Genomic DNA, 15,695 nt, shown 5'->3' with positions numbered 1-15,695 from the left:
GTACAGGGTCAAGGTGTTATTCCATTACTAAATGTTATAACTCACCGTTCGCACCGATAAGATTTAACTAAGAATAATTATCTACCAAGCCGCTATAAATATCAGGTGACAGACTGAGCAAACTAATAATTTCTGGTTGTAAGTGAATTTTTTACCAGGCGAGGGAACTGAAGAAAGTGATCCTTTTACTAATTAAAACAGATTCTTATAACTATTGACTAATAGCTAAACAATCATTTTCTGCCCACCAAGCGTAGATGGGCGTGTCGCGGTCTGGTAGAGTGCCAAAAGTATTAGGTTGCAACACATTTATGTTAATGCCATTTGTTAATTGCACAACATAATTAACGTGTGTGCCCAAATACATAACATTGACAAGCCGTCCTTCAAAGGAGTTAGCTGGCAAATTGGGTGGATAAAGCGAAAGCTGTATTTTTTCTGGGCGCACACTCACTACCACCGCTTGTGATAATTCAGATGGTGTATCTTCAGCGCGGCTAATCACAATTGAAAGTCCCGTTTTCGTCGAAATTTGCACATTAGAGGAGTCTACCGCTACGATTTCACCGCTGAATAAATTAGTATCGCCAATAAAATCAGCAACAAAGGATGTCTGGGGACGTTCATAAATTTGGCTGGGAGTGCCAACTTGTTCAATTTTACCTTGGTTCATCACGGCAATGCGATCGCTCAAAGACAATGCTTCTTCTTGGTCGTGTGTCACCATCACAAAGGTCAATCCCAAGTCTGTGTGTAAATTTGATAACTCAATCTGCATTTCCTTACGTAGTTTCAAATCTAACGCCCCTAAAGGTTCATCCAGTAATACGACGGTGGGACGGTTGACTAGGGCCCTTGCTAAAGCAACTCGCTGCTGTTGACCACCAGAAAGTTGATTGGGAAAGCGCGATCGCAAACTTTCCATTTTCACCAGTTTTAAAGCTTCTTCGACTCTAGCTTCAATTTGCGATTTGCGTATTTTTTTTAACCTCAATCCAAAGGCGATGTTATCCCAGACATTCAGGTGGTTAAATAAAGCGTAACTTTGAAACACAGTATTGACGGGTCGGCGGTAAGGCGGCACATTAGTCATAGACTGACCCTGAATCAATACCTTGCCAGCGTCAGCGATTTCAAACCCAGCAATTAAGCGCAGTGTTGTTGTTTTACCACAACCGGAGGGGCCTAAAATACTAAAAAATTCTCCTTGTCTAACATCCAAGTCGATTCCATTTACTGCTGGTTCTTGGTTAAAAAACTTGAAGACATTACGCAGTTCAACATCAAGTGGCTGAAAAGTTGTTATCCCCCTCTGATTCTGCATTACAATTTGAGCCATAATCCTTAGTAGAATGCCGTGATCTTACGTGATGTCAATAGTCTATTGGGCAGACTAGATTTGACACTTTGGTTTATTGTATCCGCCAAAAACAATTGTTCAGGAATGAATATACTCGCCCGATTCTTTCGTACCATGACTGGGGAAGAGTTTAGGGTAATTGTATACAGATAATACCGCTCTTGAAATCATTCTTTGTCTTATGTCTTTATTCCCATCAATTGGCAGTAAAAAAGATACACGTACAGTTGGACGTGGTTTCCAATCAATATTTTTAATCGTATTTACCCTATTAATGACCGCTGGTATTGGGGCGCGTTTGGCATATTTGCAAATTGTTGAAGGGCCAAAACTCCGGGAACGAGCCGAAGCGAACCGAATTCGGATGATTCTCAAACAACCAGAACGGGGCAATATTTTTGACCGAAATGGCAAACTTTTAGCCAGTACTCGCTATCCTAGCTCTGTATATTTGTGGCCGATGGCACATACTAAGCCTTCCTGGTCAGTAGTCGGCCCGCGTCTAGCGCAAATTCTCAACATCCCGCAAGACGAGATGGAAAAGAAATTAGAACTAGCAGCTGCTAATTCTTCTTCGCTGATCCGCATTGCTCGTGATCTAAATGAAGCACAAATCACGGCATTAAAGGAGTATAAAAATGAACTACCAGAAGTAGAAATAAATCGAGATTCTGTACGTTATTACCCTCACGGTAAGCAATTAGCACATGTACTCGGTTATACGCGGGAATTGACCGCCGACCAGTTAAAGGACAAGAAGCAGGAAGGCTATCGACTGGGAGACGTAATCGGTCAGATGGGGGTGGAAAAAGCCTATGAGAAAACTCTGCGGGGCGAATGGGGCGGTCAGCAGGTGGAAGTAGATGGTGCGGGTAGACCAATCCGGGTTTTGGGGGAGAAACAGGCAAAAGCTGGTAACGATTTGCACCTGACCATAGATTTGGATGTGCAAAAGGCAGCAGAAAAAGCTTTGGGAAATCACCGAGGCGCGATCGCCGCACTTGACCCGAATAACGGTGCTGTTTTAGCACTGGTATCTTACCCCACCTTTGACCCAAACATCTTCTCCAAACAAAAACTCTCCCAGAAAGATTGGGAAAGCGTGCAAGGTAAAGACCATCCCTTGATCAATCGGGCCCTGAGTGCCTTTCCACCTGCTAGTACCTTCAAAATTGTCACTACCACAGCCGGACTCGAATCAGGTCAATTCTCTCCTGACTCAGTATTACAGACCTTTGGTTCCCTGACTGTTGGTGGGGTGACTTTTGGTGAGTGGAACCACGCCGGATTTGGGCCATTGGGATTTCCCAGAGCGATCGCTATGAGTAGCGATACTTTTTTCTATCAAGTTGGCAGAAAAGTTGGTGGCCCAACTTTAATCCAATGGAGTCGCAAATACGGGTTTGGTCAAAAAACTGGCATTGAATTTTCCAACGAAGAATCAAAAGGCTTGGTTCCAGATGAAACATGGAAGCAGAGAGTTTTGAAGACGCCTTGGAGTGTAGGTGACACTATCAATATGTCAATTGGTCAAGGCGCTTTGCAAGTCACACCCCTGCAATCAGCGATTATGTTTTCTGTTCCTGCTAATGGTGGGTATCGAGTTCAGCCGCATTTGCTCAAAGACAACGAAGAAGCAAAAAGTTGGCGAGAATCCTTAAATATGAAGCCGGAAACCATCAAAGTTCTCCGTGAGGGACTGCGGAAGGTGGTGAGTGAGGGTACAGGTAAGCGCTTAGACGTACCGACAATTGCCCCAGCGTCTGGGAAAAGTGGCACTGCTGAAGCCGGTGTTGGTCGCCCAAATCATACTTGGTTTGGTGCTTATGCCCCCAGTAATAAGCCGGAAATTGTGGTTGTGGCTTTTGGGGAAAATACTGGCGAACATGGCGGTACTGTTTGTGGGCCGATGGTTTTACAAGTGCTGGAAGCTTATTTTCAGCATAAGTATCCAGGTAAGTATCAAAAACCTCAGCCTGAGCCATCAGAAGCTAAAACTCAGAGTTCAGGACATGGCACTGGAGACTAACGCTATTCCATCACTCTGGTCAAAGAAAAATCTCAGCCAACTACAGCAGTTTTCAGATAAATAGCTGTAAGTGGTAGACGTTTTGGTAAGCCGAGGCTTGATCTGGATGATAATCAGTCAGTAGTACTGATTGCTTTTCTGCATAATTGCTACTAGATCGTCGTGACCTGTAACGCAACCATTTATATCACCTGCTGTGAAGTATATAAAATTATTAAGAATACTTGATACAAACATCAAATAACTTTATTTTCAATACCTGAGAGCGTAATCCTACCTGATTTAGCGCCAAATCAATCTTTTCAAATACATAATAATTTGTGTTTGATTTATTTTACCACGCCCAAAGTTAGCACTTACTTGCACACCAAAAACCGTTGAGAGTATTAGAGAAATACAGGATACGAAAAGAATGAAAAAGCCTATAATGCTTATCGGTATGTGTGGTTTACTAACCAACATGGTAGTTGGTATGTTACCGACACAAGCTATTCCAGCATCTCAAGGAAAATGTGCATTTAATTTTGTAAGTATAACTCCCGCTAATGGTTTTCAACCAATTCCGGGATTAAGTGCCACAGTTACTAACTACGGTTCTACTACCAATGCTATTGTCCACGTAAGTGCAGACGTTGGTATAGATGATGCTGCTGAAGTACGTATATCTTATTCTATTGATGGTGGAGTTCCGGGAGAAGATACTTATGGGCCAGGTAACCTTGCCAACCATCAACAGTATTATGAAGGTCGCGCTGTAATTGCTATTGTGCCAATTCCTTCTGGAACCCACACCATTACACCTTACTGGCGCGTTAGTGGCTCTGCTGGTAAGACAGCTGTCATAGATTCGCGATGTATCACGGCAGAACTAAATACTCAGTAAGCGCAGTTAATTTTTCCAAGTTTTAATAACTTGTGACACAGAGTAGGGGCAGGGGAATGGAAAAAAGCGGATCTTTTGTTGGAAGTCCCTAATTTTGCGTATCATTTCTCAATACCATACTATTCAGAAATGATACACAAGCAACTCCTTTATAAAAAGATAGTAATCTCTACCTCAACTTTTATTGAGGTATCTTAGCGGGTTTCAAATTTCTGGCTTTGTAGAACATTTCCAAACTATCGCGATCACCTACAAAACGCCAGTGCCAAGGCTCATAACTCACACCTTGAATATTATCTTTAGGAAATGACATTTCAAAGCTAAAACGTGCTGCATTTGCTTGCAGCCATTGATAAGCCTTGGTCTTGTCAAAGTTGGTTTGGAGATTAGTTGCTGGTACTGCTCCATCTCCAACATCCACAGCATAACCTGTGTGATGTTCGCTATGACCAGGAGGAGCGCTGAGGGCAGCTCGTTCTGCTGGCGTCTGATTTCGCTGGGCACCGACATTAAAAAACAACTGCTCCTGATCTTTGACTGAGCGAAAGCCAGAAATTGGCACTAAAATTACACCTGCACTCCGTGCTGCTGCTACCATCTCCTCAAATTTTTGGGCAGCAGCTTTTCGCATTCTAATGCCCCTATTTGTGGAGATGGTTACTAGTTCTGACTGAGGGGCTTCTGGGTAGGGAAAATGCCCTAACACAGTATCGCTAGAATTATTAGATGCTGCTGGAGTTGGAGGAGCAGAAGTAGCTGGTAAACGTTGAGAATCAGCAGTTTTTTTGGGTGCAGTGAGGAAAAACAAAAAACCGCTAATTAAAGCCAGCAGGACAAATCCTGTTATTCCCCCAATCAGAATAATTCGGGGTTGCAACCAAATTTTAGGTGTTGCATCAGGGGTATCGCGTACAGCCACTGGAATATCATCACCAAGGTCATTCGATGAGTTTTGCGGTTTTCCAGAAAACCCAGCCTTATTCAAGGGTAAACTCCTGTTTTTGTGGGATAACCATAACAGATTTTGCACTGGACAAAAGTAGACGGAACAGGTAGCATTTTACATCTGTGGTTTTTAGGCGCAATCTTGACAAACCTTTTAGAACTATACGTCAAGCTGGGAGGATTAGTCCTGGTAGGTTTTATTCTGGGACGCAAACTACCTGTGACAGTTCCTACTCGTTTGGGACAGTTTCTTTTTTGGGTGGGAGTACCCATAAGCATAGTATCCTTTTTGCGTCAATCTAGCTTGTCGGAGCAAATTTGGATTGCACCTGCGATCGCTTACCTAGCCATTTTACTAGGCGCATTTTTAGCTTGGTTAGGGATTAAAGCACAAGCCTATTTTAGAAATACCGTCCCTCAACAATCGACTCAAGCTAGCTTGATATTAGCAGCAATGTTGGGTAATACAGGTTATCTTGGCTTTCCCATTACCTTAGCAATGGTAGGTAAGGAATACTTTGCTTGGGCACTATTTTACGATTTGCTAGGTTCATTCCCAGGAGCTTATGGCTTGGGTGTGTTACTAGCAGCGCGTTTTGGCGGTGGTATCCATAATCATTGGCAGATTGCTAGGCCCATATTAATTAATCCTGCCCTGTGGGGTTTCGGATTTGGCTTGCTATTTCGAGAAGTAACAATTCCCACAATAGTGGAATTCTGCCTAGAGAAATTTGCTTGGAGTAGTGTAACTTTATCTTTGGTATTAATTGGAATGCGACTGGCGCTGCTCAAATCTTGGCGTAGCCTACCACAAGCAGGGATGAGCTTGGGAATCAAAATGTTGTTAGTTCCCTTAATATTGGGCAGCATCTTACCACTGTTTGGATTAACTGGGCCGATAGCAAAGATCATCGTGCTACAAATGGCAATGCCTCCAGCTTTTGCCACACTGGTAATTGCTGAGACATTCAATCTTGATCGCGATCTGGCAGTTACTGCCTTAGCTGCTGGGGCTATAGTATTGCTGGTGACTCTCCCAGTTTGGCTGTGGCTGTTTTGATTTTGGATTTATGCACCGTGATGCGTGCGATCGCTTAAAACCCCAAGAAAAATGCATATTACCGTTCTAATTTAAGCGCGTTTAGAACATGCTTTTGAAATTCTACTAATCCGCCTCGGCTTCCCCAATGTTCGTTGAATGTAGGCGTTTCCAACTTCATCACTTTACCTCCTTGAAAATGGACATCATAACCAAACATCATTTTTTGTTCTGGAGGTACACTCCAATAATCTGCTATCCAAACTACTTCAACGAGACGGGAGATACTAAATTCTCCATCGGGAGGCTCTTTATGCAAAGTATTGTTCAGAAGTTTGACAATATGCGTTACTTTGGTACGCTGTCTTAAAAGAATGAGTTCGCTTTCCTGTGGTTTAAGGGCATTCTTTGCCTGTTCTGTTTTCCAATTTAATCGAAAAGTATTTAAATCCGGGTCAATATTTTGATAAGCCCAATATTTATCATCACCTTGATGATTTACATTTTTAGTCCACTTGAGTTTTGTCAAATCCATAAATTTACTTTGGGTTATAAAAAGGTGTCTACATTTATTGCTGAATTATCTTAACTCTGGTTCTTGTTTCATTGATTGCAGTACTGCTGTGGACACATAGCAATTATTTCCCACATCGTATTCTCTGCAAACTATTGCTGTCATCCGAAGAAAACGAGTATTTCTGAAAAATAATATTAGGTCTTTTCAGGAAATTTATTCAAGGATTATCATTGAAAAGCTGTAATTTTTTCAACGAGTTTCATGGAATTCACCATCCCTCTATAGGTCAATACAGTTCAGTTAAGAATTTCTTCCTTCTCTTCCCTCTCTTACTTTGCGTTCTTCTCTACGAGACGCTGCGCGAATGCGTCCTTAGCGGTTCGTAAAAAAAATTGACTTTGACAAATAGTTTTAGTCTTAACCCAACGTATTGCTCTATAGGTAATACCAATTCTGTATGAAGATGCGTCAAACTATATGAGGAACGAACCGCATTCGCGCAGCGTCTCGTAGAGAAGGACGCAAAGGACACAAAGAAAGAAAAAATAAGAAGCCAAGAAAATTTGGCGCAGCCTTACAAAGAAATGGTATAAGTTATTTCTGCGCGATTCCTTAGCATTATTAGAGCGTGGCGAAGGAATTGACCTATATCAGTTAAACTTCTACTGGATGCTGCCCATAATATGGCAAAGCCTCTGACCAATTAGGACATTTGCCCTCTTGCCAATCGAGATTAGCTAGTTCCAAAATACTTGTCACCGTCGCTGCTAACCCAGATTGAGCTTGAATCAACTGATAATCAGTGTTCCAATTCGCTAAAGTTTTCTGCCATGCTTCTGGTGTAAACACTCTATCTGGCAAACACACTCTTAGTTTAGAAGCATCTGGCTCAAACTGATAAATAGCAGCAAAAATTTGACCTCGTTGGGCTGGCATTTCCACAGCAAGAGTTTTTGGATTTTGACTTTTGCCTGCTTCCGACCAAGCTACCGCAGCCAAAGTTGAAATTGCAAATACAGGAATATCTAACTGTTGCCCTAAAGTCCGAGCAGTGACAACGCCAATCCGAGTTCCAGTAAAGCCGCCAGGGCCTTTTGCAACTGCGATAAAGGATAAATCTGCCCAAGTTTGCGGTTTGATAAATTCAATTAAATATTGATGCACTAAGCTCGATAAATCACGCCCTAAATTCCAAATTTGAGAGCGAGTTTCACCAGTAAAACTACTAATTGCCAAACCCAATTCGGGAGTGGTCGTGTGTAGTCCCAAGGCGTATTTATTTATTGCAAGGTGTTTTTGTTCCGTTATCAAAGTTACTTAAAATATCTGTTTTTATACAGTTAACGTAATTTATTCAAGCATATAACATAGTGGTTCTTAATTGAATTCATCAAGATGAAATTGAGTACGGTCTTGTTTTATGGTCAACTCATCAAGCCGCCTGTTTGCTGATTCTGCGTAGCTAGCAGTAGACACTAGCAATCGCTTAACAGTTTCGAGTTCATCTTCTACATAGTCTAGTCGCTGTGCGTTGGTCATGCTGTTTTCTCTGGGCTGGCTTCTTTATCTTCTGCGATCGCTTGACTGACACCTCCTTCCTCTATCATAAATTTGCGATCGTTGATGGACAAAATCTCATTACAGCATAAATCATGTATTTGAAGCACATCTGTCGTAAGGGCACAGCATTGCTGTGCCCCTACCCCGTGGTCTATTTACCTGAAAATAGCTGTAAGATACACCAATCAATTTCTATCAAGTCGGCACTAATTCACCAGGACGCAACTTCGACCACTTACCCGTTTCCCGCTTAAAGCTCAGACAACCAACAACATCCCATTCCATTTCAATTACATCCTCTTTAGTGCGAATGTTGACATTGATAGAAGGTTCATTCGGATCAAAATTTGGTGTTTCAGTCAAGTGAGGCTGTTGGTGCTGCCCTTCTACGGCATGATAGGTAAAACAGCGGTCTACATAGTGGCAATTCACGCAAATACACATAATAGAACCAACTCCAGGGGCCTTTATTGTTAATCTAACTTAAGCGCAACTGTTATTCATGAGTTGCTGGGTTGATTTTTATTACAATGCACGAATCAGTTCTTTCTACCCTAGCTCCCAAAAATTGGCCTTTTAGCTTGGAATTGCTGCCACAACCCGCTTACATGGTAGGTGGTGCTGTCCGAGATGCAATCCTTGGCAGAACTCGCGAATATCTGGATCTAGATTTTGTTATACCATCTAAGGCGGTAAAGGTAGCGAGAGCGATCGCTCATCATTACAAAGCTGGTTTTGTATTACTCGATGCAGAACGACAAATTGCCCGTGTGGTTTTTCCCCACGCTACAGCTGACTTTGCCCAACAGGAAGGAAATAGTTTAGAAGTTGATTTGCACAGACGGGATTTTACAGTAAATGCGATCGCCTATAATCCCCATACACAAGAAATTATCGATCCTCTACAAGGTTATGTAGACTTACAACAGGGCATTTTGCGAATGGTATCACCCGCGAACTTAGAAGATGACCCTTTGCGGTTAATGCGAGGTTATCGCCAAGCCGCCCAACTAGGTTTTACTATTGAGCCAGCTACCCAAGCCGCAATTCGTTCTTTGGCATCACATATCAGCAAAGTTGCAGCTGAACGAGTTAGGGTAGAAATTGGCTATCTGCTGGCAAATTCTCAGGGTACTCCTTGGATTACAAGTGCTTGGGAAGATGGGTTACTTGCCCCTTTCTTCAAAAATGCCACCCGTGAAAGCTTGATCAAACTAGCAGCAGTTGACAATGCAGCTGCCTTACTCACTCAAAATTGGCAACAACTAGGGGCACAACTGCAAGAGTATGTCCGCGATAGTATCAAAACCACTTGGTTAGGTATTGCCAAACTTGCTTGTCTTGTCAACCCAAATCCGGAATTAGCAGAAATAGAGCTTCACGAACTAACTTATAGTCGTGCCGAAATTCGGGGTGTAACCACTGCTCTGAAATTGTTACCGCAGCTTCAAGTAGTCGATATGTCCTTACGAGAACAATACTTTTTGTTCCATGACGCAGATATTGTGTTTCCCGCTACGGCAGTGCTAGCTGTAGCATTTGATAATTTGGTAGAGGCGATGTCTGGTGACAACCCACTAGAGAAAGGAGTTGCTACAACTTTGGAAACCAAAGCAATAGGCTGCCTTGCTTGGGCACCTTTAATCAACCGCTACCTGAACCCTGATGATCTGGTCGCTCATCCCATTCCACTAGTGAGCGGGAAGGAGTTGATTATAGCATTAGATATTCCAGCTTCGCCAATCATCGGCCAACTGTTGACAGAAATTGCCGTAGCACAAGCTGAGGGGAAAGTTTCAACGCCAACAGAGGCGATCGCATTTGCACGTCAGTTAGTTGAGGGGCTGTAATATTGAGTTTCCGAGTCAATAGTAGATATTCATGGAATAGCCTGAGAAAATTATTAATATTGGATATAAAATTAGTGGATTAATGTAATGTATTTGCGATGAATTTGTCTGCAACAATTCCCAAATTTGACGAATGTAAAAGTTGTTAATCAACGATTCGTGCAGTGTCAGGTTAATTACTCCATTGTTACTCATTTGCTCATAGGTAATCAGCTTATTTTGTGCCAAATGAGCGTAGGCGTAGCCCGCCGCAGGCATCGCCTGTATCTCCCAACTCAGGAATAATATAGCCATGTTCATCCAAATAGTCATCAATGGTAGCGGTATACAGCGGCACATCAGGATGTAGATCACAAAAACGCTCGATACTTTCTGGTGCAGCGAGTTAGCAGACAATTCCTGGTAAATCCCAAATCGGCATAGTCAGCCCCTTTGGGGAAGTCAAAAGTCAAAAGTCAAAAGTCAAAAGTCATTATTTTTTTAGGGATGTTTTGATCAGCTATTACTCACTAGTACAACATGGCGCAAATAAACATACCATTTCAAATGGCGCAAGAGCTTGAAATACAATTCTTTTGACTTTTGGCTTTTGAATGAGTGACTTCCGCCTTGCGGTACTAGGGATCTGTCAACTACCTCTAGTCAGTTTTGATTTTTATGACTCTAAATGTCTAGTGTGGTATTAGTCGTATTGCTGAATACAATAAATCACACAGAAATTTTATAATTAACAATTAACCCCTGCAAATTTAAAGATGACTTTAAAAATGATTTAATAGAGATATTTTGTGAGAAAGTTAATACAAAGGTATATTCACTGATCTCAAATTCATGGATTCTTTATCTATCAATTCCTTACTTGAAGAGTTGAAAAACCCGGATGCTACAGTCCGCGACAAGGCAACCAGAAAAATCTGGCGGATCTGGTTTCAGCAAAAGGGAGTTTATGGGCTGGAAATAATTGACCGCAGTCAAAAGTTACTGGATGCAGGTGAATTTACTGGAGCCGAAACAACGCTGACAGCACTAATCAAAGAGCAGCCAGATTTTGCCGAAGCCTGGAATCGTCGTGGTTTTCTCTATTACAGTATTGGTGATTATCAAAAATCTCTGGCAGATTGTCAGATGGTTGTGCAGATAAATCCGATACATTTTGGAGCGCTTCACGGAATGGGCTTGTGTTATGCGGCACTAGGTGAGTATGGTGAAGCGATCAAAGCTTTTCAACAAGCTCTAGAAATTCAGCCCTATTCGCTAGTGAATCAAAAGTTGATTCTAGAATGTACATTTAGATTCAGCTACAACCGTAAATAAGAGGGAGCATTATCCTGTTTTATGAATCGGTCATCACCCTCATCAACAGCAATTCATCGCCTTAGTCGCCGCAATTTTATTCAATACGGTTCTATCTAGATTAGTAGTAGCGTCATTGCTGCTTATAATAATAGCAACCAACCGTCAACTAGCAATTCTCGGTTGGATAAAGTTATATTTGGCACTCAATGGATAGGACAATCACAACACGGCGGATTTTACCAGGCGATGTCTACGACGGGCTGCGCCTACGCCACTGATATTTACAAAGACTATGGTTTAGATGTAACTATCAAAATGGGTAATCCCTAGGTTCTCAATGGTACTTAATTGTTGATGGGGGGTGGGGTAGATTTATTTATGGGTTATGGCATGGCTGCCGTGAACACCATAGCACAAGGTATTGCCAAAATCACAGTTGCAGCAATTTTCCAGAAAGAGCCTTGGTGTCTTATTGCACATCCCAACCCGGCAATTAAAACCCTTGCAGACCTCAAAGGTAAACCAATTTATGTCTTTGCTTCTACTAAGATTACCTATTGGCCTTTACTCGAAGCAAAGTATGGTTTTACCAAAGCTCACAAGCGTCCTTACAACTTTAATCCTGCTGCTTTTCTGATTGACAAAAACTCAGCCCAACAAGTACCGCAAGGCGGAAGTCAAAAGTCAAAGTTCAAAAGTATTACGGAATGAGCTTTGTAGGGTTTTTAAATGGTTGCTCTATTTACGCCGTGTTGTACAAGGTTATATTACATCTGAAGCCTTTGCCATTGAGAAGCAGGGGGGTTTTCAGCCAGTGGTATTTTCTATTAACAGATTTTGGTTATCAACCATATGCAACTACTATTGAAACAAAAAAAGAGGTAAAAGAAAAAATCCAGAATTAAGGCTATCACAAAAAGTAAGCCGCTTGCTATTCTCCAGATTTTTTGCCAATTCTCAAAGTGGAGTATCCAATTCAGTCTCGATATCTAAGTTTGTTTCTACTTCAACACTCTCAACAGCTTGGCGTAATGCTAAAAAAGCTTCCTTTAAGGGGTAACTATAAGTGGCATGAAAGCGCTGTTAAAATTTAAAGAAATAGTTGACCCCTATGGGTTGATGAATCCCGGTAAAAGCAAGGTTCTTCAATTCCAAATTCAAAATTAGGAAACTACAAAAACACTATCAGAACTTTCTGTGTATATTTGTGTAACCTCCCTCCGAAAAGCTAGCTACTAGGCGTCTATAATTTGCTGGTTTGAGTTCAAAAGCCGTGGGGAGAACCCAAAATCCACCATTCCAAAATCACCCATGATTGAAATTGACGGTTCCTACGGAGAGGGAGGCGGACAAGTTCTTCGCACTTCCTTAAGTTTAGCGGCCATCACTGGCCAACCCATAAGGATTGCAGGCATTCGCGGTGGACGCAAAAAGCCAGGATTAGCACCACAACACTTAACGGCAGTTCGGGCTGCGGCGAGAATTTGTAATGCCCAACTACGGGGTGATACTTTGGGTTCAATGCTGCTGGAATTCATCCCAGGTAGTACTGTGCAAGCTGGAACTTATACCTTTGATGTTAGTAAAGCACAACTTGGTGGTTCTGCGGGTGCGATCGCTCTAGTTTTACAGACAATTCTCTTACCTTTGGCACTAGCAACTGGCAATTCTCAGGTAACACTAAAGGGTGGAACTCATGTAAACTTTAGCCCGACAGTGACGTATATTGAGCAAGTTTATTTGCCGATATTGCAACGCATGGGTGTAGAAGCCCAAGTCAAGTTAGGCGCTTGGGGGTGGTTTCCCCAAGGTGGAGGAGAGGTACAGTTGCAGGTGAATGGCGGTAGTCAACTCGGCGGGATCGACTTGTTGGAACGGGGAGAATTACAACAGGTGCGGGGACTAGCAGTGGTGACGGAATTGCCTTCCCATATTCCGCAACGGATGGCGAATCGTGCTGAAAATTTGTTACGCGAGGCCCATTTGAAAGTTACTGTACACGCCTTGCGAGAAAGAGGTGTGGCACCTGGGGCGGGAATTTTTTTAACTGCTGAGTATCAGAACAGTTTGACTGGCTTTGGTGGATTTGGGCGTTTGCGGTTGTCGGCGGAAACAGTTGCAGAGATTGCTTGTCAGCAACTGCTTAAGTTTCATCAAACTGGCGCAGCAGTGGATGAACATTTAGCAGATCAATTATTATTGGCAGCTGCTTTAGCGTCACAGGGAAGTCAGTATCGAGTAGCTGAGGTGAGTAGGCATTTGACGACGAATGCGGCGGTAATTGAACAGTTTGGGCTGGCGCAAATTACGGTAGATGAAGCTGAGAAAATAGTGTCTGTAAAGAGTTTGACTAGATGAATAAGTGCTATTACTCTATTAGTGCTTTATGGTAGAGTATCATAAATCACTATTATGTAAATTCAAATCAATCTTGTGCTCCCTTCTGCCTTCAACTAAAAATTGCAAGCTTTAGTCAACAACTTTGATAAAGATTTAAACCTACTTTAAGAGATTCAAGTCATAAAAAAACTTATGTCAGTGCAACCTCATCAAGCTATTGAAGTGTTTTATTCTTATGCTCATGAAGATGAAAAACTTCGCGACAAGCTAGAAAATCACCTCGCTCTTTTAAGGCGGCAAGGAGTGATTACAGGATGGCACGATCGCAAAATTGGACCAGGAAAAGAATGGCGGAATGAGATAAACACCCACTTAAATTCATCTCAGATAATTTTGCTGCTTGTAAGCGCAAATTTTATCGCTTCAGATTATTGCTGGGATGTCGAGGTAAAACGAGCAATGGAACGGCATGAAACCCAAGAAGCCAGAGTTATCCCTATAATTCTCGACTATGTTGATTGGGAGAGCGCACCGTTTGGCAGACTTCAAGCTCTGCCTGAAGGCGGCAGAGCTGTGAAAAAATGGGGAAATCGTGATGCTGCATTTTTAAGTGTTGCTCAAGGTATCCGAATAGTAGCGAAAGAATTGGCAGTAAGTTGATAGAAATTCACTGTTGAAAATTCATAATTAGTACTGAGTAAATTATCAGAAATTTAAATAAAAAATGCTATGAGAAGAAAGTAATAATTCTTTCATATTAATAGGTGCTAAGGTCAATGCCTGCTACTAAGGTTGTCAAAGTTTTTTATTGCTGCTCTGACTCGGCTCAAGATGAAGAAATGCGGCAAAAATTAGAGAATCACCTCAGTCTTTTGAAGTGGGAGGGCGTAAGTACTACCTGGCATAGAAGAATGATCAGCCCAGGAAAGGATTGGAAAAGTGAGATTGATACAAATTTAAAGACGGCCGATATAATTTTAGTGCTAATTAGTTCAGATTTTATTAATTCAGATTACCACTGGAATATTTTGGGCAAGCAAGCTATGGAACAGCATAGGGCTAAAACATCTCGTGTTATTACTATTCTGCTTAGTCCAGTCGATAATTATTGGAAGGTCGCATTCCCCAATGTCAAAGTTTTACCCAAGGGTGAAAGACCCATCACTGAATGGAGACCCTATAATAAAGCTTTTGCAAGTATTGCTACAGGTATTCGAGAAGTAGCCGAGGAACTTACTGATTCTACTTACTTTATTAAAAAAGTTCTGCGTTGGCTCAGGTCAATTGTGATACTTGTTGGAAACGCTGCTGTAAACGTTTTTATATATGTGGGAACAGTGACCTTTTCTTATTTGTTTAGTAGATCAGCAAGGTTTCGTAAGCGAAATAGGGTAAATAAGATTTCTACGGGATTAGTTGTTGTGATTATAGTAGGTGGTATATTTATACGCTTTGTTTCTCTATCACCTGATATATTAAAGATCCCTTTATCAGCATCTAAACCAACTGTAAATTCAGCAAAAACAGTAAGTTCTACTGGCTGGATATGGATAGGTATAGTTAAAAATACTTCAGGTAGTTTATCTGTTGGAAAGTCACTAATTCTTCAACCCGCAAATCCTAAGTATTTTCCTAGTATTTCTCCTGCTGTTGTTCCATTATCAGGAGCAATAGTAACTGTTAAATATGAAGTGAATCTAAGAAATGAAAATTCTTTATCAGGACAACCAATTGGTAAACTGAAAAAAGGAGAAAAGCTAGTCATCCTGAAAGTAGAGTCTTTACGAAACATAAATAAGAATTCGCCTTATATTCAATTGAGGGCGCAAGTTCGTAAATGTAACTCAACTTGCAATAAATAGTACTAAAATAGGTG

General features: G+C 41.7%; 18 protein-coding genes and 1 pseudogene. 10 read left to right on the top strand and 9 right to left on the bottom strand.

Annotated elements, in window-relative coordinates:
* Positions 1 to 211: 211 nt before the first annotated feature.
* Entirely contained in the window at positions 212 to 1,339 is a 1,128-nt protein-coding gene (locus Q0541_RS24695; protein ID WP_298916880.1) for an ABC transporter ATP-binding protein, read from the bottom strand.
* A 202-nt stretch (positions 1,340 to 1,541) separates the two neighbouring features.
* Here Q0541_RS24695 and mrdA point away from each other — a divergent pair, with 202 nt between their 5' ends.
* The gene (mrdA, locus tag Q0541_RS24690) at positions 1,542 to 3,389 is read left to right on the top strand and encodes a penicillin-binding protein 2 (protein WP_298916877.1); all 1,848 of its coding nucleotides are present in this window, start codon (positions 1,542 to 1,544) and stop codon (positions 3,387 to 3,389) included.
* Positions 3,390 to 3,801: 412 nt separating this feature from the next.
* Entirely contained in the window at positions 3,802 to 4,272 is a 471-nt protein-coding gene (locus Q0541_RS24685) for a hypothetical protein (RefSeq protein WP_298916874.1), read from the top strand.
* 181 nt (positions 4,273 to 4,453) lie between these two features.
* Here Q0541_RS24685 and Q0541_RS24680 read toward each other — a convergent pair whose 3' ends face one another.
* Complete coding sequence (locus tag Q0541_RS24680) at positions 4,454 to 5,257, bottom strand: M15 family metallopeptidase (RefSeq protein WP_298916869.1); 804 nt, start codon at positions 5,255 to 5,257, stop codon at positions 4,454 to 4,456.
* Between the two features lie 102 nt (positions 5,258 to 5,359).
* Between Q0541_RS24680 and Q0541_RS24675 the strand changes: the two genes are divergently transcribed.
* Complete coding sequence (locus Q0541_RS24675; RefSeq protein ID WP_298916975.1) at positions 5,360 to 6,277, top strand: AEC family transporter; 918 nt, start codon at positions 5,360 to 5,362, stop codon at positions 6,275 to 6,277.
* Between the two features lie 58 nt (positions 6,278 to 6,335).
* Here the strand turns inward: Q0541_RS24675 and Q0541_RS24670 are convergent, their stop codons facing one another.
* The 5 genes from Q0541_RS24670 to Q0541_RS24650 all read right to left on the bottom strand — a co-directional run bounded on the left by Q0541_RS24670 (position 6,336) and on the right by Q0541_RS24650 (position 8,777).
* Positions 6,336 to 6,791: a hypothetical protein gene (locus Q0541_RS24670; RefSeq protein WP_298916866.1), complete on the bottom strand. Its 456-nt coding sequence runs from the start codon at positions 6,789 to 6,791 to the stop codon at positions 6,336 to 6,338.
* A gap of 636 nt (positions 6,792 to 7,427) precedes the next feature.
* The gene (tsaB, locus tag Q0541_RS24665) at positions 7,428 to 8,084 is read right to left on the bottom strand and encodes a tRNA (adenosine(37)-N6)-threonylcarbamoyltransferase complex dimerization subunit type 1 TsaB (RefSeq protein ID WP_298916863.1); all 657 of its coding nucleotides are present in this window, start codon (positions 8,082 to 8,084) and stop codon (positions 7,428 to 7,430) included.
* 66 nt (positions 8,085 to 8,150) lie between these two features.
* The gene (locus Q0541_RS24660) at positions 8,151 to 8,312 is read right to left on the bottom strand and encodes a hypothetical protein (protein WP_298916860.1); all 162 of its coding nucleotides are present in this window, start codon (positions 8,310 to 8,312) and stop codon (positions 8,151 to 8,153) included.
* A complete protein-coding gene (locus Q0541_RS24655; protein WP_298916857.1) occupies positions 8,309 to 8,440 on the bottom strand; it encodes a hypothetical protein in 132 nt (43 codons plus the stop codon). The genes Q0541_RS24660 and Q0541_RS24655 overlap by 4 nt, the downstream gene beginning before the upstream one ends.
* A gap of 88 nt (positions 8,441 to 8,528) precedes the next feature.
* The gene (locus Q0541_RS24650; protein WP_273765271.1) at positions 8,529 to 8,777 is read right to left on the bottom strand and encodes a Ycf34 family protein; all 249 of its coding nucleotides are present in this window, start codon (positions 8,775 to 8,777) and stop codon (positions 8,529 to 8,531) included.
* 86 nt (positions 8,778 to 8,863) lie between these two features.
* Between Q0541_RS24650 and Q0541_RS24645 the strand changes: the two genes are divergently transcribed.
* Positions 8,864 to 10,183, top strand: a complete 1,320-nt coding sequence (locus tag Q0541_RS24645; protein WP_298916852.1) for a CCA tRNA nucleotidyltransferase — start codon at positions 8,864 to 8,866, stop codon at positions 10,181 to 10,183.
* A 15-nt stretch (positions 10,184 to 10,198) separates the two neighbouring features.
* Here Q0541_RS24645 and Q0541_RS24640 read toward each other — a convergent pair whose 3' ends face one another.
* Positions 10,199 to 10,477 carry a hypothetical protein gene (locus Q0541_RS24640; protein ID WP_298916978.1) on the bottom strand — a complete coding sequence of 93 codons (279 nt, stop codon included), beginning with the start codon at positions 10,475 to 10,477 and terminating at the stop codon, positions 10,199 to 10,201.
* Positions 10,398 to 10,577 (bottom strand): annotated as a pseudogene (locus Q0541_RS24635) (uracil phosphoribosyltransferase); the annotation flags it as partial. The pseudogene Q0541_RS24635 and the gene Q0541_RS24640, both read right to left, overlap by 80 nt.
* Before the next feature lie 437 nt (positions 10,578 to 11,014).
* On the opposite strand from Q0541_RS24635, the gene Q0541_RS24630 reads away from it, so the two are divergent.
* From Q0541_RS24630 to Q0541_RS24605, 6 genes are all read left to right on the top strand, one after another.
* Positions 11,015 to 11,497 carry a tetratricopeptide repeat protein gene (locus Q0541_RS24630; RefSeq protein WP_298916848.1) on the top strand — a complete coding sequence of 161 codons (483 nt, stop codon included), beginning with the start codon at positions 11,015 to 11,017 and terminating at the stop codon, positions 11,495 to 11,497.
* 162 nt (positions 11,498 to 11,659) lie between these two features.
* On the top strand, positions 11,660 to 11,809 hold the full coding sequence (locus tag Q0541_RS24625; protein WP_298916845.1) for a hypothetical protein: 150 nt from the start codon (positions 11,660 to 11,662) through the stop codon (positions 11,807 to 11,809).
* 24 nt (positions 11,810 to 11,833) lie between these two features.
* The gene (locus tag Q0541_RS24620; RefSeq protein ID WP_298916842.1) at positions 11,834 to 12,190 is read left to right on the top strand and encodes an ABC transporter substrate-binding protein; all 357 of its coding nucleotides are present in this window, start codon (positions 11,834 to 11,836) and stop codon (positions 12,188 to 12,190) included.
* Between the two features lie 600 nt (positions 12,191 to 12,790).
* Positions 12,791 to 13,837, top strand: coding sequence for an RNA 3'-terminal phosphate cyclase (gene rtcA, locus Q0541_RS24615; RefSeq protein WP_298916840.1), 1,047 nt, complete (start codon positions 12,791 to 12,793; stop codon positions 13,835 to 13,837).
* A gap of 174 nt (positions 13,838 to 14,011) precedes the next feature.
* Positions 14,012 to 14,479: a toll/interleukin-1 receptor domain-containing protein gene (locus Q0541_RS24610; RefSeq protein ID WP_298916838.1), complete on the top strand. Its 468-nt coding sequence runs from the start codon at positions 14,012 to 14,014 to the stop codon at positions 14,477 to 14,479.
* Positions 14,480 to 14,595: 116 nt separating this feature from the next.
* Entirely contained in the window at positions 14,596 to 15,681 is a 1,086-nt protein-coding gene (locus Q0541_RS24605; RefSeq protein ID WP_298916836.1) for a toll/interleukin-1 receptor domain-containing protein, read from the top strand.
* Positions 15,682 to 15,695 lie beyond the last annotated feature (14 nt).

Source organism: uncultured Nostoc sp. (assembly GCF_937863485.1).
Taxonomy (GTDB): domain Bacteria; phylum Cyanobacteriota; class Cyanobacteriia; order Cyanobacteriales; family Nostocaceae; genus Nostoc.
This window is presented reverse-complemented; position numbering and strand designations above follow the sequence as displayed.